At 40.2% G+C, this 24,294-nt stretch carries 20 protein-coding genes; 11 read left to right on the top strand and 9 right to left on the bottom strand.

Annotated elements, in window-relative coordinates; all coding sequences use genetic code 11:
- Positions 1–6 precede the first annotated feature (6 nt).
- Positions 7–1,092, top strand: coding sequence for a DUF2855 family protein (locus tag GARC_RS23130; protein ID WP_007625115.1), 1,086 nt, complete (start codon positions 7–9; stop codon positions 1,090–1,092).
- A gap of 20 nt (positions 1,093–1,112) precedes the next feature.
- On the opposite strand, the gene GARC_RS23125 is transcribed toward GARC_RS23130, so the two are convergent.
- Entirely contained in the window at positions 1,113–1,733 is a 621-nt protein-coding gene (locus GARC_RS23125; protein ID WP_007625113.1) for a YigZ family protein, read from the bottom strand.
- 23 nt (positions 1,734–1,756) lie between these two features.
- On the bottom strand, positions 1,757–2,632 hold the full coding sequence (locus GARC_RS23120) for an EamA family transporter (protein WP_007625107.1): 876 nt from the start codon (positions 2,630–2,632) through the stop codon (positions 1,757–1,759).
- Positions 2,633–2,849: 217 nt separating this feature from the next.
- Here GARC_RS23120 and GARC_RS23115 point away from each other — a divergent pair, with 217 nt between their 5' ends.
- Both GARC_RS23115 and GARC_RS23110 read left to right on the top strand, forming a co-directional pair.
- Entirely contained in the window at positions 2,850–6,905 is a 4,056-nt protein-coding gene (locus tag GARC_RS23115; RefSeq protein WP_007625105.1) for a hypothetical protein, read from the top strand.
- Positions 6,906–7,115: 210 nt separating this feature from the next.
- Entirely contained in the window at positions 7,116–10,100 is a 2,985-nt protein-coding gene (locus GARC_RS23110) for a DUF3857 domain-containing transglutaminase family protein (RefSeq protein ID WP_007625103.1), read from the top strand.
- A gap of 47 nt (positions 10,101–10,147) precedes the next feature.
- Here GARC_RS23110 and GARC_RS23105 read toward each other — a convergent pair whose 3' ends face one another.
- Positions 10,148–10,831, bottom strand: coding sequence for an HAD family hydrolase (locus tag GARC_RS23105; RefSeq protein ID WP_007625101.1), 684 nt, complete (start codon positions 10,829–10,831; stop codon positions 10,148–10,150).
- Positions 10,832–11,221: 390 nt separating this feature from the next.
- Here GARC_RS23105 and GARC_RS23100 point away from each other — a divergent pair, with 390 nt between their 5' ends.
- The 5 genes from GARC_RS23100 to GARC_RS23080 all read left to right on the top strand — a co-directional run bounded on the left by GARC_RS23100 (position 11,222) and on the right by GARC_RS23080 (position 16,785).
- The gene (locus GARC_RS23100) at positions 11,222–12,166 is read left to right on the top strand and encodes a response regulator (RefSeq protein ID WP_007625099.1); all 945 of its coding nucleotides are present in this window, start codon (positions 11,222–11,224) and stop codon (positions 12,164–12,166) included.
- A gap of 293 nt (positions 12,167–12,459) precedes the next feature.
- Entirely contained in the window at positions 12,460–12,831 is a 372-nt protein-coding gene (locus GARC_RS23095; RefSeq protein WP_007625095.1) for a hypothetical protein, read from the top strand.
- Between the two features lie 99 nt (positions 12,832–12,930).
- Entirely contained in the window at positions 12,931–14,937 is a 2,007-nt protein-coding gene (locus GARC_RS23090; RefSeq protein ID WP_007625094.1) for a TonB-dependent receptor plug domain-containing protein, read from the top strand.
- Between the two features lie 260 nt (positions 14,938–15,197).
- On the top strand, positions 15,198–16,526 hold the full coding sequence (locus GARC_RS23085; protein ID WP_007625092.1) for a type II toxin-antitoxin system HipA family toxin: 1,329 nt from the start codon (positions 15,198–15,200) through the stop codon (positions 16,524–16,526).
- On the top strand, positions 16,519–16,785 hold the full coding sequence (locus GARC_RS23080) for a helix-turn-helix domain-containing protein (protein WP_007625091.1): 267 nt from the start codon (positions 16,519–16,521) through the stop codon (positions 16,783–16,785). The genes GARC_RS23085 and GARC_RS23080 overlap by 8 nt, the downstream gene beginning before the upstream one ends.
- Before the next feature lie 347 nt (positions 16,786–17,132).
- Here GARC_RS23080 and GARC_RS23075 read toward each other — a convergent pair whose 3' ends face one another.
- A complete protein-coding gene (locus GARC_RS23075) occupies positions 17,133–17,618 on the bottom strand; it encodes a winged helix-turn-helix transcriptional regulator (RefSeq protein WP_007625090.1) in 486 nt (161 codons plus the stop codon).
- Between the two features lie 137 nt (positions 17,619–17,755).
- Here GARC_RS23075 and GARC_RS23070 point away from each other — a divergent pair, with 137 nt between their 5' ends.
- Entirely contained in the window at positions 17,756–19,012 is a 1,257-nt protein-coding gene (locus tag GARC_RS23070) for a D-amino acid dehydrogenase (protein WP_007625089.1), read from the top strand.
- Positions 19,013–19,109: 97 nt separating this feature from the next.
- Positions 19,110–19,340 (top strand): helix-turn-helix domain-containing protein, encoded by a 231-nt coding sequence (locus GARC_RS23065; protein WP_039990371.1) that lies wholly within the window; start codon positions 19,110–19,112, stop codon positions 19,338–19,340.
- A gap of 184 nt (positions 19,341–19,524) precedes the next feature.
- Here GARC_RS23065 and GARC_RS23060 read toward each other — a convergent pair whose 3' ends face one another.
- The 4 genes from GARC_RS23060 to GARC_RS27080 form a co-directional block, all read right to left on the bottom strand.
- Complete coding sequence (locus GARC_RS23060) at positions 19,525–19,923, bottom strand: DUF6527 family protein (protein WP_193363088.1); 399 nt, start codon at positions 19,921–19,923, stop codon at positions 19,525–19,527.
- Complete coding sequence (locus tag GARC_RS23055; protein ID WP_007625086.1) at positions 19,907–21,088, bottom strand: ThiF family adenylyltransferase; 1,182 nt, start codon at positions 21,086–21,088, stop codon at positions 19,907–19,909. The genes GARC_RS23060 and GARC_RS23055 overlap by 17 nt, the downstream gene beginning before the upstream one ends.
- On the bottom strand, positions 21,063–21,338 hold the full coding sequence (locus tag GARC_RS23050) for a multiubiquitin domain-containing protein (protein WP_007625083.1): 276 nt from the start codon (positions 21,336–21,338) through the stop codon (positions 21,063–21,065). Before GARC_RS23050 ends, GARC_RS23055 begins: the two co-directional genes overlap by 26 nt.
- Before the next feature lie 381 nt (positions 21,339–21,719).
- Positions 21,720–21,893, bottom strand: a complete 174-nt coding sequence (locus GARC_RS27080) for a hypothetical protein (RefSeq protein ID WP_007625081.1) — start codon at positions 21,891–21,893, stop codon at positions 21,720–21,722.
- 160 nt (positions 21,894–22,053) lie between these two features.
- Here GARC_RS27080 and GARC_RS23045 point away from each other — a divergent pair, with 160 nt between their 5' ends.
- On the top strand, positions 22,054–22,950 hold the full coding sequence (locus GARC_RS23045) for a WYL domain-containing transcriptional regulator (RefSeq protein WP_007625079.1): 897 nt from the start codon (positions 22,054–22,056) through the stop codon (positions 22,948–22,950).
- A 43-nt stretch (positions 22,951–22,993) separates the two neighbouring features.
- Here GARC_RS23045 and GARC_RS23040 read toward each other — a convergent pair whose 3' ends face one another.
- Complete coding sequence (locus GARC_RS23040; RefSeq protein WP_007625073.1) at positions 22,994–24,175, bottom strand: BaiN/RdsA family NAD(P)/FAD-dependent oxidoreductase; 1,182 nt, start codon at positions 24,173–24,175, stop codon at positions 22,994–22,996.
- Positions 24,176–24,294: the final 119 nt, after the last annotated feature.

The raw sequence follows: 24,294 nt of genomic DNA, 5'->3' as shown, positions 1-24,294 counted from the left end.
TATATAATGAGTGAATTTCAAATACGTAAAGATAATCTGACCCATCGAATCGTCGACACTGACTTATCTGAGAGTGATATAAGTGCAGGTGAAGTGTTAGTTAAAATTGACCGTTTTGCCTTTACCGCTAACAACATTACTTATGCGGTGGTAGGTGACCAATTTGGGTACTGGCAATTTTTTCCGCCCACAGGTAACGATGTAAAGGGGTGGGGCATCTTACCAGTATGGGGTTTTGCTGACGTGGTAGCCTCTAATGCTGAAGATGTGCCAGTAGGTGAACGACTATTTGGTTATTTTCCGCCAGCCACCTACCTTAAAATGACACCTACTGCTGTCAGTAAGTTACGCTGGATTGATGGTGCTGAGCATCGCTCACCTTTGCCTTCAGGCTATAATGCTTATCGTAGAGTAATGGCAGAGCCTAATTACAATAAGGCTATGGATGATTTCAGGATGTTGTTGTTTCCACTGCATATTACGTCTTATTGTTTGTATGACAACTTACAAGACAATAACTGGTTTGGCGCCGAACAAGTAGTGATTATCAGTGCCTCAAGTAAAACTAGTATTGGTTTAGGATATGCATTGGCGGATGATCAAAGCGCCCCTAAAAGCATTGCCATGACATCTAGTCGTAACCTAGAAATGGTCAACAATTTAAACATATACGACAGCACAGTGACCTATGACAATCTAACAGAAATCGATGCATCTAAAGCTACTGTGATAGTGGATATGTCTGGTAATGGTGATGTGTTAGGTCGACTGCATAAACACCTTGGTGACAATATGAAGTTTTGCTCCAATGTAGGTTTTACCCATTGGGAAGATGGCGGCATGGGGCCTGACTTTATTGAGCAGCGTAGTGAAATGTTTTTTGCACCTAGCCATATTCAAAAGCGCATTAAAGATTGGGGGCCAGAAGTATTTGAGCAAAAGACCACTGCATTTATGCAATCAACTATCAGCAGAAGTGCGAGTTGGTTGAAGTTGACTCAGCTCAATGGCCTGAATGGTTTAGCCGAAGTTTATCAAGATGTGTGTGAAGGTAAAGTTAACCCTGAAGCCGGATTAGTCGTAGTAATGTGATGGTTTGGCTAGCGCATAATTCAATCTTCGTCTGCTAGGAAAATCTCAGCGTTACCTGAGGTGATATTTGTGAGTTCGGTTTTAAATATGCTCAGTTCGCTACTCGCTATTGCAATGCTAAGGGTAACTTTCTGGGCGTAATTTGCATCAATACTCTCAACATCATAACGTTCTAACAATCGAGATATACTGCCATCATGGGTGTAGTCATAGCTGAATTGTAGGCTTGTTCGTTCCACTTTAAGCGTAAATGGTAAATCTGCTAGCACCATCGACACTGCATCAGAATAGGCCCGTTGTAATCCGCCAGTGCCCAGCTTAGTGCCACCAAAATAGCGTACAACTGCTACTACTATATCTCCATAACCACTATATTCGAGTACTTTTAACATAGGCATGCCAGCCGTTCCGCTGGGTTCGCCGTCATCACTCATTGAGCGAATCGTTGTATTTGGTGCGCCGGCAATATAAGCCCAACATACATGGCTAGCCTGTGGGTGTTGCTCGCGCAGCATGCGAATGAAATCTTCAGCTACTTGACGATCAGCAGCAGGTGCTGCAAAGGTTAAAAATTTACTGCGTTTAATTTCTAACTCTATTTGATGTACCTTTGCAGGCACTTTATAACTTGCTGTACTCATTTGGCTTTTGTCATTATTCTAGATTATGCCCACATCACTAAAATAGCCGCCGCTGCGATAAGCAGTAGACCAATAATTTCATGTTGTTTGACCTTGTTCTTAAGCCAAAATGTCGCAATCAATATGGTAAACAATACCTCTATTTGACCTAAGGTTTTGACATAGGCCACATGTTGTAACGCCATAGCACTAAACCAGCAAATGGAGCCGAAACAACTGGTTGCGCTAGTTGCAAAGGTCATCTTGGCGTTGATTTTAAGCGATGTAAAAGTACTTCTGTCTTTTATTGCGATATAACTCGCTAGTAAAGTCGTTTGAATACATAACACCCAAAGCAACACCCAAGCAGCACTGTGGGGGAAAGGTACATTTAGTAGGTGACTCGCTTCTCTTACGTATAAAGAAGTGAGAGCAAAACAAGTGCCACAGGCTAAACCTATGATCACTGTTTTAAAGCTTAATTGACCTTTTCTACCGCCACCTGACAAAACAAATATTGCCGCAGCACCAATCAAAATACCTACCCAGCCAAATAAATTTAATTGACTACCAAAAAATAAAGTACCTAACACGCCAGCCACTAATGCTTCACTTTTGGCAAGCCCCGCGCCTATAGCGAAGTTCTTTTGTTTAAATAAAATGACCATCAATGCAGTCGCAAAAATTTGCATCACAGAGGCAAGTAAAACATAGGAGATAAATTGAGAAGAAAACTCAGGAATAGCTTGGTTTGAAAAAGTGTAAAGTAACACTAGGTATATCAGAGCAATAGGTGGTGCAAATAAAAAGCGCGATAAGGTCACACCAGAAGTGCTCATATGTGCACTTAATTTACTCTGCAAAGCGTTACGAAACGTTTGCATCACTACAGCACCCAGCGTAAAGAAAACCCAGCTCACATAAATTCCTTATTAGTCTAAATGGTGATCTTACCTTATAAAGGGATCAAATCATTATCACCTGATTACATAACTAGTATTTTCGGTGTATATCAAAAGCCATTTATTTGCTAAAAGTGTTTCATTTGTTCATAGATGGTGGAATGACTTGGTTAAAAAGTTTGATTTGCCTTATGATCTAAAGGCAAACTATGAAAAAGCACACAAGGAAACATCCGTGGCCAAAAATAACCCTCTCCGTAATTTGTTAATCATTTTTCTTCTTACTACATTCTCATCTTTTGCGGAGGAGTCTGTTCCCGAACAATTAAAAAGTTGGCAGGCATGGGTGTTACAAGGTAATGAAAACTTAAGTTGTCCTTTTATCAATCAAGCTGACTATGGCAACTTGAACAATCACATCTGCGCGTGGCCGAGTGTTTTGGACATAAAAGTGGATCAGCAAGGAGCTGAGTTTCAACAGTCATGGGAAGTACTTAGTAAAAGTGTGATCCCTTTGTTGGGAAATAGTAAATATTGGCCTTTTGAAATAAAAGTAAATGGAAAAAACACACCTATTCTGAGTCAAAATAATCAACCATTTATCGAATTAGAAAAAGGGTCATTCGTAGTTGAGGGGAAGCTGAATTGGCAACAAATGCCGTCAAGTATTTCACTTCCTAGGCAAATTGCGCTAGTCAATATGTCTATTAATGGCCAGACGATTAACTTTCCAAAAATTAATAACAGCGAGTTATGGTTTCAGGAATCAGAACAAGGACAGGCTGAGCAAGAGACTATTAGTGTTCGGGTAGTAAGAAAAATCAGTGATGGCCCTTACATAAAACTTAAGACTATTATCTCGGTTGATGTCTCAGGAAAAATGCGCGAAGTCGCTCTTGGCCGTGTACTGCCTAAAGATTTTGAACTGGTAGGTATTCAAAGTGAAACGTCAGCATTTTTAGATGCAGAAGGCGTGTTACATGCGAAGTTAAAATCAGGTAGATGGGAAATTATAGTTAATGCATACTCACTTCCAACTAATTTAGAATGGTTACGTCCAGCTCTATCTCATCATTGGCCGAAAGAAGAAGTGTGGGCATTCGAGACTAACGAAAAGTTACGCTTTGGCAAGCTCAGTGGTGCCAGTGTGATTGATAGTGGCCAAGTCGACATGCCAGAAGCTTGGTACAATTATCCTGCCTATTTATTAACTGAAAATGACTCACTTAGTTACGACATTCAGCACAGAGGCAAGCCCTTACATCTTGAGAATCAACTCACATTAAATCGCACCTTATGGGTTTCTTTTGATAATGCTGTGTTTTCTTTTAAAGACAAAGTAACTGGTAGCATGGTCGAAGATTGGCGTTTAAGTATGCCTGCTCCTTTCACACTTGAGTCCGCAGAAGACCAAGATGGTACAGTACTCATTACTAGCATATCGGAAGGCGAAAGAGGTTTAGAAAACCGTTATTCTCAAGTGAATGTAAATGCCAGCGGCATTGTTAATGCATCATCGACACTGCCTGTTGCAGGTTGGGAGAGTGACTTTGAAAGGGTATCCATCACATTAAATTTACCACCAGGTAATAAACTTTTTGCCGTTTTTGGTGCAGATAGGGTCTCGGATAGCTGGTGGAGTAGGTGGTCAATATGGGCAAGTTTTATTGTGTTATTGGCGTCACTGGCTGCTTATCGTTTATCTGGTTTAGTATCGGGAATATTGACCGCATTAACGTTATTAGCCGTTTATCAAGAAAATAGCGCACCGGTAATTGCCATGCTCAATCTATTGGTCGCTATTGCTGTGAGAAAACATCAACCATTCGAAAAACTTAAGGCTATTGCAAAAATGTATTGGGGGGCAAGTGCGGCGCTGGTAGTAGGTTCAATTTTGTTCTTTAGTGCCACACAGCTGCGTACTGTGATCCATCCTCAGTTGGAAACTGGTAACAGCAATACCTATATTCAAGGTGGCGTGGAGAGTTTTGCGGCGAATAGCAATATTGAAATGCATTCACCAGAGCCAATTCGAAAACAACGACTGTCCAAAGAAGTAGCTGATGTCGAAATGGTTACAGTGAGTGGAAAAAGAGTTAGGCAAGCAGATGCCTTTATGGAGCGTTACCAGTCCGATGCGTTGCTACAAGCAGGCTCGGGCATGCCAGACTGGAGCTGGAATCAATATTCTCTTACTTGGAACAGCCCGGTGGCACAAGGCCAAACATTTGAGTTGATTATTTTATCTAAAACCATTTATAAAATTTTGAAATTAGTTGGTATTGCCTTGATGTTGCTTTGGTTATTGTTTTTGTTAAAAGACTCGTTAAAACCAACTATTGAAAAATTCAAACATAAATCAACAGCCGCGCTGTTAGTGACACTTTTTCTATTGCCAATCTATACACCAACGGCAGAAGCAAATAGTTTCCCCAGCCAAGTTATGCTGGAAGAATTAAAAGCAAGATTACTTGCAGCACCAGATTGTGCCCCTGAATGCGCATCAGTCAATTCGTTGAACGTATCTGCCGATAGCAAGGTGTTAACCCTTAAACTGACCATTCATGCAAATAGCCAAAGCGCGGTTGCCTTGCCTCGGTCAGAATTTTGGCAAGGGCAATCATTTATTTTAAACAATAAACCTTTGTTAAGTGTCTACCGCCAAGATAATTGGTTATATGTGCCTGTTTCTAAGGGAGTTTCAACTTTAGTGATCACTGGACGTTTAATCCCAGTTGATAACTTTCAGCTTAGATTTAAAGATCAACCTAAACGAATCAATGTTGAGGGTACTGAAAATTGGGAAATTGTCGGGACTCAAGCCAATGTTTTGACTGGCAATACGTTGGAGTTTTTGGCTAAAGCAAATACCAGTCAAGAAGATTCCCCTGCTTCTACGCGTTTTAAACAACAACCTTTTGTAAAAGTCACTAGGATGTTGACCATTGATAAAATGTGGACAGTTAAAACTACGGTCGAGCGTATAGCGCCGACTTTGGGGTCATTAAACTTACAGATCCCAACACTGTCTGGTGAACATGTTATCAGCGATGAAATAGCGGTTGAAAACAATCAAGTTGCTGTGACTATTTCGGCTGGTGAAAGCCAATTTAATTGGACTTCAACCTTAGACCGCCATAATGCTATGCAACTTGTGGCACCTAACAACAAACGTTTTATCGAACAGTGGCAAATTGTTATCAGTCCTTCTTGGCATTTAAGCTTAGATGGATTGCCAATGATTATGGAGCAACAGAATGCCTTGGATTACTTCAGTTATTCATTTTATCCTCATGCTGGCGAATCCTTAAACCTTGCCATTTCTCGTCCCGATGCAGTGAAAGGAGAGGCTTTAGCCATAGACAGTGTTAATCTTAAAATTGACCAAGGTACGCGTACTTCTAAGCTTGAGTTGGCCTTTAATTATCGCAGTACTCGTGGTGGTGAACATGTAATTGATTTACCAATAAACTACCAACTAAAAGAAGTGAAAACCGATGGAAGTCTAGTCAATCTGCAACCTGAGTCCGGTAAGCTCGCCATTCCCATTTCGCCTGGCACGCACAATATACAAATAACTATGCGTGCTAATATTGATGATTTATTGGTGTTTTCGCCGCCCCAAATCAATCTAAATGCGCCATCTAGTAATATCACTACCCAAGTCAATGTGAGTAACCAGCGTTGGATCTTATGGGCTAAAGGACCACTTTTAGGCCCCGCGATACTCTACTGGGGCGAATTGTTAGCTTTTATCCTAATCGCTTTGTTGGTCGCTCGGGTGAAGTTTTCACCTCTGAATACAGTGCAATGGTTAATACTTGGCTTAGGACTAAGTTTAAATAATTGGGGCGTTTTGGTGTTAATAGCGCTTTGGTTTGCCTCAATTACAGCTAGCAAATATAGACCCAAAGACACTACGCAAATAATGTTTAATTTATCGCAGTTGTTTTTATATGCTTTTTCAGCTGTGGCGATATTGTCATTAATTTCTGTTGTGCCGATAAGTTTACTTAGCAATCCCAGTATGGGTATTGAAGGGTATCAATCTTATGGCAATACGCTTACGTGGTTTGCCGATAAAGCGGATGGCCAGTTACCTAGTGTGACTATTTTGAGTATCTCAGTTTGGTTCTATAAAGCCATCATGTTGGTCTGGGTGATTTGGTTGAGTACTTCAATATTGAGTTGGATTAAATGGGCATGGAAAACCATAGGTCTTCAGGGGTATTGGCAGGCCTCACATGTCAATAAAATCCAAGGAAAAAAAACTGAGACTTCGCAACAATAATATTGACTGAGTTGAGTCAAAAAATGCGCATCAGCTAAGTATATGTAATTATTTAGTTGATGATTCTTGCCGTGCATAGTTACGACATATATCTTAATACAAGCATAAATAACTAATGATATGATTATTAGATCCGGGCTAAATAGACCTGCGTCTTAAGCTTATTCAAGCTTGGTTATTAAACAGTATTTTAAATAAAGGGATTTGAGTTTGTCTTTAAGTTTGCATTATCGTTTTAATTTACTCGTTATTTTTTGTTTTTTATCAATATTTTACCAAAAAGCTGGTGTAGCAGAAAATGCTCAGGATATAAATCTAGAGCCTGCTCCAACTTGGGTTATTTACTATGATGTTGGCGCAATTGATGATATCCCCACCGATGAAGTAAGTAATGGTTTGCACTACCACATGGTAGACAATCAAATACAGGTGACAAAAACGGGTGAGAGAACTGCGTATACCAGATATGTAGAAACCATAGTTAATCAAAGCGGTCTAGAAAGCTCTTCGCAACTTAATTTTAATTTTGACCCGTCATATCAAAGGTTTGCGTTAAATTCACTTTTTATTCTTCGAGATGGGCAACGTTTAGATAGATTACAAAGTGCTAAAAAGTCGTTATTGAATACAGAGTCAGAACTTAAAAAACAGATTTACAATGGCTCTTTGACTTTAAACGTTTTGATGTCAGATCTTCAGGTTGGCGATACCTTAGATTATAGTTACACCCGATATGGTGCGAATCCAGTATATCGTAATAGCTTTTCCTACGGACGAAATATCAATTGGAGTGTTCCTCTTAATATCCAACATTTGAGAGTATTGTGGGGAAAATCTAAGCCTCTTTTTGTCACGCCAATTAATGCGACCCCTACAATTAATAAAAATGAACTGGGCGAGTTTACCGAATACCAAATCACCCAATTAAAACCACAGATGGTCGTGACTCCCTCGCAATTGCCAGCATGGTATGACGCCTATAGTTCGATTTATTTCAGTGAAAGTGAAAACTGGAGTGACGTTGTTAATTGGGCGAAACCTTTATATCAATTTGCCATCCATAGCAGTGTAAAAAAAGTGGCTGATGATATACAAAGTCAGTACCCAGACCAGTCGGCACAGATTGTAGCTGCGTTAAAATACGTGCAGGAGAATATTCGATATGTTGGTTTGGAAATGGGAGCGAACTCTCATGTGCCCACTGCACCAGAAGAAACCCTAAAGCTAAAATACGGCGATTGTAAGGATAAAGTCAGTTTACTTATCGCTATTTTAGCAGCGCTTGATATCCAAGCATTTCCTGCTTTGGTCGATACTGAATATACAAAATTGCTAAAAGACAGACCGCCAGCAGCCAACCTATTTAATCACGTCATTGTGAGCCTAAATTATCAAGGTAAACAAATATGGTTAGATCCAACCCTGATCAATCAAACCGGCAGTTTGAGTAATCTATATCAGCCAGATTACGGTTATGCATTAGTTCTGAAATCTTCAGAAGATAAGCTGACATCTATGGCTGGACCATCTGACGGTTCATATACGCATATCACCGAAAATTATTTCATCCCTAAAAAACATGAACAGAAAGTGAAATTGTCAGTTGCGACACAGTATTCCGGAGAAAAGTTACTAAACACCCTAGGTCGTCTTGAAAGAGATGGGAAAAAGAAAGTCGCAGATAACTACGAAATATACTATCAAAAAGCTTTCCCTTCACTGGTTTCAGTTGGAGAAATGACAGTCAGTGTTGATGACAAAGAAGGCACTGTTTCGATAAATGAACAATACGAAATAGAGCACTACTGGAGAACAGGTGACGAACACTATGAGGCCGATTATTACCCCACTGAGGTACGTGATGCGGTATTTAAACCTGAACAAATTATAAGAACTGCGCCTCTGGCATTAGCGTTTCCTAATAATATTAATAACCACTTTGAAGTAACCTTTGAATCAGACGGCTGGGATTTTGATGATGAAGAGTTTGTTGAAGACAACCCTTTCTTTTCATTTCACAAAACCATCTCTTTTAAAGCCAACACTCTGAAACTTGAGTTTGATTATCGTGCCAAGGTAGATCATGTTGCTGCCGAGCAATTAGACGATTACCTTGCCGCTAGAGATAGACTAATAGATGAAGCGTACTTTGGCTTACTCAAGTACATAAAAAGTGAAGTGAGTGACAATCAGGCCACAGTTGAAGATGAAAAATTGTTCTCGGCACTACAGATAATCATTGTGATTTATGCGCTCGGATTGTTGTTTATCATAATGAGTTGGGTATCAGAATCTAGAAAACGCCCCGAATTTGCGGACAGTCATTTTTACCCTATGTCTGGGCTTAAATTCTTGATACTCGGTGTTGGCACTATGGGGTTGTATGATATCTACTGGACATATCGAAATTGGCATGCGGTTAAATCAAAAAACAATACTGATATTATGCCAATAGCACGAGGGATATTTTCACCCATTTGGTTCTATCCATTATTTTCTGTTTTAAGAAAAGACAGCATAGAACGTTTTGCTAAGAACAAAGTTATGTTTCCTTTGATTGCCATCATTTTTGCTGTCGCCTATTTGACTATCACCTTTGCCTCTAGTTATTCAGAGCACCTGCTTGTCAGTGTTTTAGGACTACTCACACCCTTGTTATTTATGCCTTTTGTACTCTACATTAATTCGATCAATAACAAGTCTGACGGTGCCTACAAGTACAATTCACAATGGAAATTAAGACAAGTTGTTGCACTTATATTATGTGTACCTTTAGTTGCTTATACCTTAGCTCTCGAAACACCATTTTTACCTGGAGACTCGGTGAGAACTGAATCTCAGTTGTTAGATGGTGATTTAAAGTTTTTGTATCGCAAACAAGTTTTACCGGCGAATGAAACTATTCAATACTTTTACAGTGATGCGTTTTTAAGTATTAGAGACGATGGAAATGGTTTTACCAATCAGCGAGTCTTTTCGTATTGGTTGGATGAGCACGAAGGGTTTCAATTGGAAGTGGCTAGTTATGACCAAATAAAAAACATCGAAGTGGAGTATGGCGTAGACGATAGCAATACTGTCATTACGATCAAGAGAAGAGACAGTTCTGACTTTATGTTATTTGTTTCGACCATAGATGGCGGCGATAAGTTGTTTTTTAATATGTTGAATAAGCTTTGGAAAAAAAATAAGTAAATTTTGGGGTCATAGAGTCAAGCATCATCTATGTTGAAAAAATGAAGTTAGTTGAGTATTGCATAGGCTTCATCAAAACTAGCTAATGTATGATGGCAACGAGTTAATAACCTAGGATCTAACTCTACTAAGTCGGGTATGGCAATGGTTTGGCATCCTGCCGCCAATGAGGCTTGGATACCAACGTTTGAGTCTTCAAATACCAGCACCCGATTGGGTGACACCGACAGTTTTTGGCAGGCTAATAAATAACAATCTGGTGCGGGTTTTGGGTTAGTAATGTCATCAAAAGTCACCAATACATCAAGGGCTTGCATGTAATCAGTTTGCTGGAAACTTTCAACAGCCGAATCATAACCTGAAGATGTCACCACACCCACCGGTACTTTGTTCTCAAGAATGTAACTAAAGAAACGCTCAAAGCCTTTTTTGATTGGCAGTCCCTGACGTTTCTGGTCACTAATGTATCGACGGATCTCCAGAATAAAATCATTCATGGGGAAGTCTAAGCCAAAATCTCGATGAGCCATTTGGTTACATTCGTGAGTGGGGATCCCAATAAATCTTTTAAACATATCCGTTGTAAAATGCACATCAAAGGCTTTGGCGGTCGCCAGCCAAGCATCACAACATACTTGTTCACTATCAAAAATAGTGCCGTCTTTATCGAATAAAATGGCGTCAAACTTTGTAAAAGGCATTAATTTAATGCGTGAAAATAACGAAGACACTACAGGCTCATAGCATGGGTATATCGAAATCTAAAAACGCTCCTCTGATTTAATAACAACGAAGACTAATCTCCCCCAATTTAGTAGGCACTCAGTTTGTCAATGAATACAACTATCCCCACATTCTAACACTTTAAAGTGCTTGATTAATTCAAGAAGTTTAATGATTTTTGGTGTTCATGCTCAGCAGCAATTACCATCAAGGTAATAATACTAGGGGATAGATTTCTAGTCGCCAATCAGCATATTTACATCTACTCACTCGCTCGAAATTAGAGCCTAGCCATTCTTCAAATCGAAAACTTGGGCGTGTTTAGCCTATAAATATGTTTGCAAAGTCCACTTAGCTTTAGTAGTTTGCCACTCTAATAAAAATAAAGGATCCCCACTATGTCTGTTGAAAATATATACAAAGTTGTTTTATACCCTTTCATTAACGAATCCATCGCTAGTCTTAAAGCTATGACTAATCTAACTGGCACGGCTGGTGAACCTTTTATGGATAAGGTTGAAGATTTCCGGTTTAAAGGGTATGCCGTTTGTTCAGATGTAACTGGGAATTTGGATGGTGTGATCATGATGCATCACTATCCTGAAACTGCAATTTCTATTGGTAATGCTGTTTGCCAAAGCATGTTTGATGAAAAATATGACTGTACTGAAATCACCGAAGACTTGAGCAATGCTTTAGCCGAGTGGGGCAATACTATAGTCGGGCGTTCAACCGATTTGCATAGCCGTTATAATTTAGATTATGGGTTTTCTAGTCCTTATTTCGTCAATGATATGAGTGACATGGACAAATATTTAGTCGGCGTCAAAGAAATTGTCACTGTGCCTATTACAGTTGAAGGTGCTGGACGTTATTATTTTAATTTGTTGGTGCGCTCAGTGGATTATCAAGTGAGCGAAGTCAAACGCGATGAAAGTACTGGCATAAAAAACAGTCATACTAAGCCGCTGCCACTTGATGCCACTGTTTTAGTTGTCGACGACAGCGCACTTATTCGTAAAGCTCTTAAACGTATGTTAGCTAAACTAGGTTACAACAATTTACTGGAAGCAGATGATGGCCGCAGCGGCCTTGAAATTGTGAAAACCGGTGTTGCAGATTTTATGTTTATGGATGTGGTGATGGAAGACATGAATGGTGACGAGGCCCTAAGTGAAATACGTAAAGCCGGTTCAGATATTCCTGTTGTAATGCTTTCCTCAGTGACAGATCAAACCTTAGTGAAAAAATGTGAAGGACTAGGAATATCTGGGTTTATTTTTAAACCTATTCAGGCAAGTAATGGCGCGGATATTATTAGCCACTATTTAAAAATCGCATAATTATTCCACTTTTGTAAAGCAGGCCGAGCACAGAAAGCTCGGCCTGCTTTTATACTTCTCGAAACATGCCCTTAAATTAGATTTTATCATTACCCCAAGAAAACTTTGTGATGTGTTAACGCTCAAATGGTTTGGTGGAAACTTAGCTTGCAAGCGGCAATTAAGGTTAAATTTGAGGAGCAATATGTTGATTAAAATGTTCGATACTCAAAATATAAAAAACACTCTCATTGATATTCACATCTGAGGCATAAACCCCTAAACTACGCCACCTAATGAATGTAGAGGTGTAAATGTTTAAAGCTGTTTCAAAAGTGATCATAGTTGCGCTAATCTTTGTTGCTTTTATTGGGCAAACATTGGCGTTGAGTATTGCTACGCCTTGTGACACCTCAGTAGACGCGCAACATTCTAGTGTGAGTGAACGAATAGAGCATAAAGATCCAGCTTCAATTGATACCGAATTATCAGCACAGTGCTGTGACGTTGATTGTTGTGATCTTGATTGTATTTGTATTGCCAATACCTGTTCCTCTATTGTTTATGTACCGGCCTTTTTAGGCTTAACAAGCGCCTTCGTTTTAACCACTGTTATATTCAGACATCCCTCTGAGCAGCCTAACTCTTTCGCCTCTTTGCTGTATCGCCCTCCTATTTTTGCTTAATAACAACTGAGTGTGCGCCTAATAGCTCACAACTAATATTTTCCAAATTAAACAGCACTATTGTGCTCAATTATTAGCAAAGTTCCCCCAGAGGTAGCAATGTACAAAACGTCTTTAATAACAGCAGTTGTAATACTGTTAATTCCCACATTTTGCTTTGCAGATAACAATAATCAAGAGCAAGAACAACATGAAGAACAGGAACACCATGAGGAGCATGAGCATGACGAAACAAAAATTGAAACCATTCAAGTTCGGGCTTCACGTTTAGGGCGTATTGTCACTAAATCCGCAACGCGAACTGAAATAATCAATGGCGAAGAAATTCAAGAAAAAGCACTGATGCGCCCAGGTAATATTTCTATGTTAGTGGCTGAAACCGGTGGCGTTAGAGTGCAAACCACTTCACCAGCGTTAGGCAGTGCTAACATTAGGTTACAAGGGCTCTACGGACGTTATACACAACTGTTGAGTGATGGTTTACCTTTATACGGTGGTCAAACTGCGTCGATTGGGCTGTTACAAATTCCACCTACCGACCTTGCAAATGTGGAAATAATTAAGGGTTCTGCATCTTCTTTATATGGTGGCTCAGCACTTGGCGGAGTGATTAACCTCATCTCCCGCACGCCTACTGACGAATTCGAAGGAGAAGTGTTAGTTAATCTTACTTCCAAAGACGGTCAAGATATTACCTCTTATTTTGCATCACCTTTAACCAATGATTTAAGTGCTTCAGTTACAGCAGGCGTGCATCACCAAGCAAAACAGGATTTGGATAATGATGGTTGGCTCGATATGGCGGGTTATCAAAGGGGCAGTGTACGTCCACGTTTTTATTGGAACAACAACGATGGCGCCAATTTATACGTTACTGTAGGTGCAATGTCAGAACAAAGAAATGGCGGTACCTTAGGCACGGCTGTGCTACCTGATGGCAATGGCTTTGCGATAACTCAAGACACAAAAAGAAGTGATATTGGCTTTATATTCGATCAAGCATTGGGTGAGGACATGAACGTCAATGTGCGTGGCGCGGCAACGGATCAAGATCACCAGCATCAATTTGCTAGCCTGTTTGAAAATGATAGCCACCAAAGTTACTTAATCGAATCGAGTGTATCTGGGTATTCTGATAAAACCGCATGGCTAGTAGGGGCTGCGCTGCAAAATGAGCGTTTTGACTCTGATACTTTTTCAGAATTTAATTACTCGTACAAGGTGCCCGGGGTATTTTCGCAACTAGATTATGATGCAAGTGATGATATTTCTATGTCTTTTAGTGCCCGTACCGATTGGCATAGTGAGTACGGCACCCAAGTCAGCCCTCGTATTTCTTTGTTGTATAGTCCAGAAAACTGGACCATAAGAGGCGCATATGGACAGGGATATTTTGCGCCCAGCCCATTTATTGAAGACATTGACGAAGTTGGCTTATCTCGCCTTGCGCCACTAGAAGATCTTCAAGAAGAGCGCGCATCCACCGCCTCATTAGATGTGAGTTATGCAATAGGAAGCTTAGAAACCAGCATGACATTGTTTGCATCAAATATTGATAATGTCACGGAGTTAGACCTAATAGATGGCGCCGATGAGTTTTCCGAAAAACAAGTGCGTATCGTTAATGCCATTGGCGAAAGTGAAATTCGTGGCGCTGAATTATTATTACGTTATAAGTGGCAAGATATTAAATTTACAGGTAGTTACTTATACACAGACGCCACTAAAGAAGCAGAGTTGGGGGTTGGGCGTAAGCCTTTAGCCCTGACTCCAGAACACTCAGCCGGACTTGTAATTATGTGGGAAGAACATGGTAGCCATTTGCTTGGTTTTGAAGCTTATTATACCGGTACTCAAGAGTTAGAAAATAATCCCTACAGAAATCGTAGTGACGCCTATTGGCACTTAGGTCTATTAGGTCAAATTACCATAGGAAAAATCAGTTATTTTGTGAACGCCGAAAATTTGCTAAATGTGCGCCAAACTGAAAATGAGTCACTGCTGCTTATACAACAAGCACCCAGCGGCAGATGGACAACAGATATTTGGTCGCGAAATGATGGTTTTACTGTTAACGCAGGACTGCGTTTTCAATTTGGCGATTAAATCAATAGTGCCAGGGCCGTTGATTTTCACCGGCTTTGATCTCACTGTATTTCTCTCACAGATTTGTTTATTTTTTCATTCAGGTTTTAATTTTTGTCTGGTTAAAACGGTAATAAATTACCGAAATAAAACGAATAAGCAGTTAAAATAGGTAACAAACTACCGATAATGTGATTGTTATCTTATTTAAACGGTAATAGACTACCGACTAGATAAGATTAATAACGTTGACGATTAACAGAGTTATAAGTGAGACGGCAATGGCACTCAGTATACAACTTTTTGTAAACGGGCAATGGCACGATGCAGCGAACATCGAATTTTCAAGTTCAGCACTAAATGGCACCGTCACTCTGACTTATAATAATGAGTTTATTATGGCGGTACCTTCCTTTGGGCAGCGAGACCAATGGGCCTGTACCTTAAATGCTGAAGTCAGTCTCGTTCCTACAGATTACCCACATTGGCCTGCTTTATTAGATGACATTTTACCTGCTGGTAAATCGCGCCAGTGGTGGCTGGATTATCTCGATCTAGCTCGGCAATCGGAGTTTCAACAAAACATTGGTTTACTGACCCATGCTTGTATTGCACCTATTGGTCACTTGCGAGTTAAACAAGCGTTTGAAAGCCGACCACAGCAAAATGATATGCGCTTTCCAATCGAGCAGGCTATTACCATGCAATACGATTTTCTCGAATATACCAACCAACAAGGTGCGGCGATAGGTGGTGCTACTGGAGCTGGTGGTGTCGCTCCCAAATTGTTATTAATGGTAGAAGATGAACAGGTTTATATTGATGCTGACTTTGCTGGAAAACCATTAGCGGCGACGCCTTATTTAGTTAAATTTGCCCGTAACAATAAAAGTAAACGTGACAATAACGTTTTAAGAGCCGAAGGCATTTATTATCGTGTTCTTGCCGAATTGTTAGCTGATACAAGCTTACAAACTATCGATGTTGAAGAGCTGCGAATAGAAGAATATCAAGGCCAAGTCAGTTTATGGTTACCGCGCTTTGATGTGGTCAGTGAAAATGACCTAGCAAAACGTATTGGCCTAGAAAGTGTTTATTCCATTATTGAAGCAGGGCCAGGCAGCGCACAAGAGCATTTTGATGTGATCGACCGTTTATGGCAGCGATTAAAGTTGGTAAGCAAAATGTCACCGGCAGATTTTGTCAAAGAGTATGTAGCCAGAGACTTACTGAATATTGTGTTTGGGAATTCCGACAACCATGGCAGAAACACTGCATTTTTAAAGTTAGACAACGATGTTCGTTTCGCGCCAATTTATGACTTTGCGCCTATGAAAGCCGACCCTGAAATGGTGACTCGTTTATTTAAATGGGGTAGAGATTGTGAAACAGGAGGGGAGGTAAACTTTGCACAAGTCGCTCAGTATTTAGGCGAATACTGTCCACCGGAAGAAATGATGGCTTTTTTAAACAACTTGGCTAATAAATTAATTAATGTTCCCAAATACCTAGAGGAACAAGGATGTCCTGAAGAAATTTTAGATTTCCCAGCCATTGGTTTTAACTTCATAGAACAAAAATTACAGCGTATGGGGGTAATCAATGCATAACCTTACAGTGGAAGAACGCAAAACTTTATTGGGCGACATTAATCATAACTTATTAACGGGCTGCTTGACGCTGGGGCAAGCTGCTCGCAGGATACGTACCGAGTTATATCAAATGTCACAAACTCAGTATGCCGCGTTTATAGGCCTATCTGCAAAGACCCTTCGAGATATCGAAAAAGGTAACACCGATCCTAAATTATCGGTATTAAGTAAAGTATTTCGACCCGCTGGAATGAATATTATTGCTCAAGCGAAGTGATATATGGCAATGAAATGAGGATACTTCTGATCCTATTACTAGGTGGTTTAGCAGGGTAAAGCCGAATTTTGAGAGGCCCATCTTTGTCGTTAATTTTATGATTCAGGGGTTAATTTTGTCCTAACCCAATTAATTCCTTATTTTAATAAAAATGCATATAAAAGTTATGTTTTGTTCTGGGTTTGGTATTAATTTGTGCGTTCGTATAAATTAAGTGCCAAACAGACTAGTGAAAATACAGTTCAAGGCTGTTTAGATGTTCTAGAAACAATAATTAACGTGGATGCCCTGTTAATTCTGTTGTTGATTTTCTCGATATCTATACATGATCCAACACTGATAATGTTTTAGCCATATTTTAGTGGTATATCCAAACTTTCTTTAACTTCTTCCATTACGATATAGCTTTTAGAATTGGTCACGCCTGGTAATGTTAGTAGCATGTCGCCAAGCAGTTCGCGGTATTCTGACATGCCTTTTATCCGTGCTTTTACCAGATAGTCACCGTCTCCCGAGATCAGATGGCATTCCAATATATAGGGTAATTGGCGTATGGCGGTGTTGAAGCGTTTGAATGAATCAGGGGATTGGTGTGATAAAGAAATTTCAACAAATACCAGTAAATTGAAGCCCAATAATTCAGGATTAAGTCGAGCGTGATAACCCTCAATATACCCCTCTTTTTCTAAGCGTTTTACTCTTTCAATGCAGGGGGTAGAACTAAGCCCAACTTTATCAGCCAAATCAACGTAGCTGATCCGCCCATCTTTTTGTAGCATGCTTAAAATTCGTATATCGAGTTTGTCTAAGGGGCGTTTTCGTATATCAGTCATTTTAGGTTACTCCACTAAATAAATTAACTTAATTAGGTTTTTAAACTTTATATTGAAAATATTCAATGCTTTTCTCTGGTTAAAAGCACATAAACTAGGCTATTGATTTAATCGTATTTAACTGTTTGTAGGTCAATATGGAAGTATTAATACTGGGCGGTGGCGTGTTAGGTGTAACGAGTGCTTGGTATCTCGCCAAAGAAGGCCATACGGTCACAGTGGTGGATCGCCTCGAAAATGTGGCACTGGAAACCAGTTATGCCAATGCGGGAATGTTGTCATTTGATTACTCCACACCTTGGGCTGCGCCGGGAGTGCCACTCAAAGCAATCAAGTGGATGATGCAGGATATTTCACCGCTGTATTTCAGTTTAAAAGAGTTTGACACTAAAACCGTTAACTTTCTTACCAAGATGATGGCTCAGTGCACTCAATCCGCCTTTGATATTAATAAAGAGCGAATGTTACGAGTTGCTCGCTACAGCGGTGAATGCTTTAAAGCTCTGCGTAAAGAACTAAGTATTCATTACGATGGTCGCGCCAGTGGCACCTTGGAAATTTTTCGCAGTGAAAAAGAAATGCAAGGCGCAAAAAGCGATATTGCTGTTTTACAAAAATGTAATGTGCCCCACCAATTAGTCGATGTGGACGGCTGTATAAAACACGAACCCTCCTTAGCTAAAGTGCGCGATAAAATCGTTGGTGGTCTACATTTACCCGGCGACGAAACCGGTGACTGTTTTAAATTCACCAATGCCTTGGCCGATGAATGTAAAAAACTTGGAGTGACATTCAAGATGAGTACGACCATTGATTCTCTGGAAACTCACAATAATAAAATAACCAGTGTAAATACTTCTGCAGGTAAACTCACTGCCGATCAATATCTGGTTTGTTTAGGCAGCTATGCTCCCACTATTTTAGGCAAGATCGGGGTCAGTGTTCCGATATACCCAATGAAAGGTTACTCATTGACTATGCCGATAATCGATGAAAGCAAAGCCCCAGTTTCAACAGTGATGGATCAGAAGTATAAGGTCGCTATTACTCGTTTTGACGACCGTATTCGTGTTGGTGGTATTGCTGAAATTGCTAGCTACAATAAAGACTTACAAGTCAAACGCCGCGATGCTATCGAGTTTAGTGTACGGGATTTATTTCCTGGAGCAGGTGATGTCGAAAAGTCTGAATTTTGGACTGGATTACGCCCTATGACACCCGATAGCGTGCCCATTTTGGGTGGTACTAAATATACTAATTTGCTGTTGAATACTGGCCACGGTACGCTTGGGTGGACCATGTCTCTTGGCTCTTCAAAATTCGTGGCCGACATGATTAGTGGTCGAAAACCTGACATTGATCCAGACGGCTTAGCACTCGACCGCTATCGATAGGAAATCCTCTTTATAGCGGTTTACCAAGTAATGACAAATATTTAGGTGCGGGCTGGTATAAAGAGAACCCCCTCAATTTGGCTTCCCAGCTTTCACTATGGCCGACATTAATCATAACTTATTAACCGGCGGTCTCATCCAGGGGCAAGCCGATCGTCGGATACGTACTGAGTTGTATCTAATGTCACAAACTCAGTATGCTGTGTTTATCGACCTATCTGCAAAAACTCTTTGGGATATCGAAAAAGGTAACACCGACCCAATATTATCGGTATTAAGTAAAGTATTTCGACCCGCTGGAATGAATATTATTGCTCAAGCAGAGTAATATAAGGCAACAATAGGATGATAGGGCAAAAGCATCTGCTTTACCGATTGGAAGTTTAGGTTGCTTCGTAATTAATTAACATGGATGTCCTGTTAATTATGCGGTTCGCTAAAGAGCACTCTACAAGCGCCTCTATTAAAAAATATGGCTCAACGAGATCCATTCACGTCGAACCATTTAGCTTCTATATATGATTGAAAAAAGCTTTCACTTTTGAATAAGCCAGGGTCCAGAGGTTATCTCTTTCTGGTTCTTTAAAGTGAGCTGCTTTACGCGCTGCATCAATTGATTTGCCAGCAATGATTTGCTCTTTTTTCCAAGAAGCACACCACTTAGTCTCATTATTACGAATGAAATAATGCGATTGGCATTTGAAACTCCAATTGCCAATGGAAGGGTGAAGTGAAACAGTTGCACCATCAAAAATTAGCTTCCAGTCAGTAGGTGTTAATGGTGTAACAACTTCCTCACCACAACCGCAGCAACATTTATGAACGGCTGTACCATACTCAACAGAGACGTACAGCATTCCTTGTTGAACGTCTTCTGGTATGAACTCAACAAATTTATGCTGCATCATCATTTTCATCACCGAGCAACATATTTACATCTAGCGTATAGGTAGTGTTGTGTTCGTGGATATGGTCATGGTAGAAACCAGACCATTTTTTCCATTTGATCACAGCATGAGATGCATTAAATGCATTGAGCTCCGCTATCTGTATATTTGAAGAGTAATCGTCATTTACACCATCATCCATCGAAACTAGCTTTTCAAGATGATCTGCTTTATCAGATGTACATAAAGTTGTTCGCAAAATACCGTTCAGTTTGTCATCGACTAATTGAATACCTAAACCTACATCAATAAACGGTATAGCTTTTGATTTCAAATAGTTAAATATCGCCTTTTTAGATGAGCCATTATCTACACTAACAAAAACAAAGTGCATATCATCGAACAAGACAAGGTTGTTTTCATCAATAAAGGTGTCATGAGCAAAAATACCTCTTCGCATTTGACCATACTTACTTTTGTAAAACTCTACCTTGGATTTGCATTGTTTTAGCTCTTCCAACGATACCGCACCAGGTGATCGAAACGCATTGTGTTGGCAATACTCATCTCCATCAAAAAGATGTATTTCTTTGACCGGTGTTTTGGCTACTAAATCTAGAATATAAGCGCCTGTCCCTCCCAATCCGATGATTCCAATTTTCTGATTCATCATTTTAGCGGAGACAGCAGATATGCCAGCGCGACTTGAGTTTGTATCTACATATTTAAATACTTCACTGTCATTCGCCGCCTCAACTGGCCTGAAAGTTTTGGCCGTAACTGAGTGGTCAATTGCTTTTGCCGGATTCGATATGATGGCAATGTATTGAGTAAATTTATGCCAATAGTCATCATATCCGTTAGGTGGTTTGTTCGAAAATGACCTATCTACATGTATACCATTAGCTAACAGTTTCGATTCTTCTGTGTGCTTAATTTGCTGAATCTCAGCACCGTCGAGGTTACATGGCTGCTCGCCTGAAAAGTACATCACGTGACATGATGGCTTGCAGGCTACATTGCCATTTAAAGTTAAGTTTGACACTAATGTGCCAAACTTAACTTCCTTCTGATTGTTCACATAAGGGACATTGCTTATCAATGCATGCCCATTGCGAATTTCAAGTTCATAACCTTCATTCTGTATACGTTTCAAGTCAGGACTAAGATTTATCAGTTGCTGTGACATTAAAAATCACCCCCGATTTAATCCGTACTTCATCTCCCAGTACTAAAGAGCCTTCACGCTTATCGGCTCCTTTCATGAAGGTCATAGTATAGATTCGACTCCCATTATCGATGAATTCATCAAATGCGAGTTTGACTACATCAACGAAAGATAGAAACTTTTCAGTTACAGTTTTGGAACGACCATTTACGATGATCTGAAACTCTTTGTCACGCCCGTGACCACAATGGTTGGAATTGTCATTAGTCATTACTAATTGCCTTTAATTAAAAATTTAATAAAGGGTGCCAATTAAAGGGAGGCACCGTTTCCCATTACAGTTACTTACTCACGAAGACATCGAGCGCCAATGAGAGCAAACTTGCTCCCAACGCCCAAAGCGGAATCGTGGGTAGGTAGTCACATGTACCGATTTAGGGTTATTCATGTGTAATCCTCCAATTTAAGTTGGGGGAGGAAACTCATCTTGTAATGTGAAACGACAAAAGCTATGCTTTTACAACATCGTACAGAATGATGTAACGGCATGACTTCGAGGCGCGAATCCTCCAACGTACTGCCTGAAATAAGTATCTGGTAAATACTTTATTTCACGTTTCACAAAAAATAGGCAATGGGTTTAATCCATTGCCTATTTTTCTTTTCTAACTCCCTTAAATGGAGTTTTTTCTGACGTTTTAACATCCATAAACTGTCCTGTGTCAGCATCTCTTTTTACCCAATGCCCACTTGGTGTTTGAGTTTGAGATCTATCTCTGACCGCTCCATGCCGTCTGTTGTCTCCTGATTTACCATTTGTAGCCATATTTTTCTCCTAAATATCATAATTTGAATACAACCCATTTATGGGATCGTAAAGCACCTTACATGATACTTTTGATCATGTCAATGAGAAATAGTGATCTCGGTGTTTTATGTTTTGATTTCATGTGCTAATCTTGAGTGAAGAGGAATGGAGGGGCGTCATGTCTGAAATAGAATTACAATCAAAGTCTCACTCGGTTAAAGAAAGGCTTCGTTTTATCGAATTAATGCTTTTGTTCAGAGGGTGGGTTGTGAGAAGGGATATTGTCGATAAGTTCGAGACGAGTATGCCTGCTGCAACTAGAGATCTTAAGGCTTACAGCGATTTAGCGCCAGGGAATATGTATTTGGATAATAGCACAAAGAGGTGGGTTCTAAGTTTAGTAAATTTTACCCCTCTATTTCAAATAGAAAAAGGGGAGGCGCTGGCAATATTAAGAAATACTACATTTTCGAAAAATATTGGTATTTCTCATACAGATGGAGTGCTGGGAGTTCCTCGCATTTCTGCACCGTCTATTGATGTATTAACCCACTTGACGAGAGCTGTAGCAAATAAGGAAGCTGTTAATATTGAATACTGTGCAGCTTCTAGGGGAGTAGAAACTACTGTAATTGTGCCTCATTCCTTTGTGGATAATGGAATTAGATGGCATATACGTTCTTATGACAAAAATAGGGACAGGTTTTGGGATTTTGTAATAGGCAGAATTAAAGATGTAAAACCAAATAAGAACAAGGTTCTTAATAAGGAGACTATAGAATCGGATCATCAATGGAATCGTATGGTGCGATTGGAGCTTGTTGCGCATCCAAGTTTAGATAATTTAATCAATAAAAAAGCAATAGAATGTGAGTATGGTATGGAAAATGGAATATTAATTCTTCAAGTGAGAGCCGCAGTAGCAGGTTACTGGTTAAGAATGTGGAATGTGGATTCATCACATGATCATAGTCTTGACGGCAAGGAATACCAGCTTTGTCTTGCTAACCCAGAAACGCTTTATGATGTTGACAATGCTCTACTTGCACCTGGTTATTCAGTAGCTAAGACTTGAGCTATATACAGTTAAAAGAGACAAATTTAATTTTGTCTCTTTTCTAGACATTTTGCCCAGCCACCCAACCACTACTCCAAGCCCATTGGAAATTAAACCCTCCCAACCAACCCGTCACATCAACCACTTCACCAATAAAATAAAGCCCCTCAACATCTTTCGCCATCATGGTTTTGGAAGAGAGTTGGTCCGTATCTACTCCGCCTAATGTCACTTCTGCAGTGCGATAACCTTCGGTGCCGTTGGGTTTGAGTTGCCATTGGTGGAAGGCTTGGGCCGCTTGTTCTAGTTGTTTGCCTTGGTATTGTTTTAGGGGTTTATTTTCAATGCCTAAATACGGCAGCGCGGCTTGCACATAACGTTTGGGGTAATGATTAGCCAGCGCAGTACTGAGTTGCACATCAGGCTGGTTTTGTAGTGTTTTTTGTAAATCTGCGAATAAGTCACCATTCGGGAATAAGTCAAATTCGACGGCTTGCCCTGGCTCCCAGAATGAGGATATTTGTAATACTGCGGGGCCACTTAGACCTCTATGGGTAAACAGGATATTTTCGTTAAAGCTGGTGTTGTTGCAACTGGCGCTGGCATCGAGTGAAATGCCGCTTAATTCGGACAAAACGTTTTTGTCTTGTTCATGTAGGGTGAAAGGTACTAGTCCGGCGCGGGTGGGTTTAACACTTAAGCCAAATTGTTCTGCGACTTTGTAACCAAAAGGGCTAGCGCCGAGTTTTGGCATCGACAGCCCACCTGTGGCTATTACCAAGGACTCACATTGATATTGGCCTTTTGCGGTGTTGAGTGTGTAACCAGATTCAGTTTTTTCAATAGACAAAATTTCGCACTGATTGGTTACAGTAACATCTGCTTTTTTGCACTCTTCTAGCAGCATATTAAGGATGTCTTTGGCGCTATCGTCACAGAATAATTGGCCCAAGGTTTTTTCATGGTAAGCAATGCCGTATTCGGCTACTAATCCAATAAAATCCCATTGGGTATAACGGCTTAGCGCTGATTTACAGAAATGTGGATTATCAGAAAGGAAGTTTTCGTGGCTAGCGTACATATTAGTGAAGTTACAGCGTCCGCCCCCTGACATCAGGATTTTACCGCCTAAACGTTTAGCGTGATCGAGTACAACTACGTTACGGCCGCGTTTTCCCGCCTGAGCAGCACAAAACAAACCAGCGGCGCCGGCACCTAATACAATGACATCTACTATTTTCAATTTATCGCTCTTTTGTGACCACGCTTATTTGCAGCGCTGAATTATAGGGTATAAACAGATCCTTAATAAGTGTTGTTGTGTTGGATTTGTAAGTTTGTCGCAAACCCAGCAAACAAATC

Source organism: Paraglaciecola arctica BSs20135 (genome assembly GCF_000314995.1).
Lineage (GTDB): Bacteria > Pseudomonadota > Gammaproteobacteria > Enterobacterales > Alteromonadaceae > Paraglaciecola > Paraglaciecola arctica.
The sequence above is the reverse complement of the archived record's forward strand: the minus strand, read 5'-3'. Positions and strand labels throughout refer to the sequence as shown.

Excerpts from the sequence above, each read along its gene's own strand:
- GARC_RS23055 (WP_007625086.1), bottom strand. The coding sequence starts at position 21,088 with ATGTCACAGCAACTGATAAATCTTAGTCCTGACTTGAAACGTATACAG.
- GARC_RS23070 (WP_007625089.1), top strand. The coding sequence starts at position 17,756 with ATGGAAGTATTAATACTGGGCGGTGGCGTGTTAGGTGTAACGAGTGCT.
- GARC_RS23080 (WP_007625091.1), top strand. The coding sequence starts at position 16,519 with ATGCATAACCTTACAGTGGAAGAACGCAAAACTTTATTGGGCGACATT.
- GARC_RS23130 (WP_007625115.1), top strand. The coding sequence starts at position 7 with ATGAGTGAATTTCAAATACGTAAAGATAATCTGACCCATCGAATCGTC.
- GARC_RS23045 (WP_007625079.1), top strand. The coding sequence starts at position 22,054 with ATGTCTGAAATAGAATTACAATCAAAGTCTCACTCGGTTAAAGAAAGG.
- GARC_RS23125 (WP_007625113.1), bottom strand. The coding sequence starts at position 1,733 with ATGAGTACAGCAAGTTATAAAGTGCCTGCAAAGGTACATCAAATAGAG.
- GARC_RS23060 (WP_193363088.1), bottom strand. The coding sequence starts at position 19,923 with ATGATGATGCAGCATAAATTTGTTGAGTTCATACCAGAAGACGTTCAA.
- GARC_RS23095 (WP_007625095.1), top strand. The coding sequence starts at position 12,460 with ATGTTTAAAGCTGTTTCAAAAGTGATCATAGTTGCGCTAATCTTTGTT.
- GARC_RS23085 (WP_007625092.1), top strand. The coding sequence starts at position 15,198 with ATGGCACTCAGTATACAACTTTTTGTAAACGGGCAATGGCACGATGCA.
- GARC_RS23090 (WP_007625094.1), top strand. The coding sequence starts at position 12,931 with ATGTACAAAACGTCTTTAATAACAGCAGTTGTAATACTGTTAATTCCC.
- GARC_RS27080 (WP_007625081.1), bottom strand. The coding sequence starts at position 21,893 with ATGGCTACAAATGGTAAATCAGGAGACAACAGACGGCATGGAGCGGTC.
- GARC_RS23065 (WP_039990371.1), top strand. The coding sequence starts at position 19,110 with ATGGCCGACATTAATCATAACTTATTAACCGGCGGTCTCATCCAGGGG.
- GARC_RS23100 (WP_007625099.1), top strand. The coding sequence starts at position 11,222 with ATGTCTGTTGAAAATATATACAAAGTTGTTTTATACCCTTTCATTAAC.
- GARC_RS23075 (WP_007625090.1), bottom strand. The coding sequence starts at position 17,618 with ATGACTGATATACGAAAACGCCCCTTAGACAAACTCGATATACGAATT.
- GARC_RS23050 (WP_007625083.1), bottom strand. The coding sequence starts at position 21,338 with ATGACTAATGACAATTCCAACCATTGTGGTCACGGGCGTGACAAAGAG.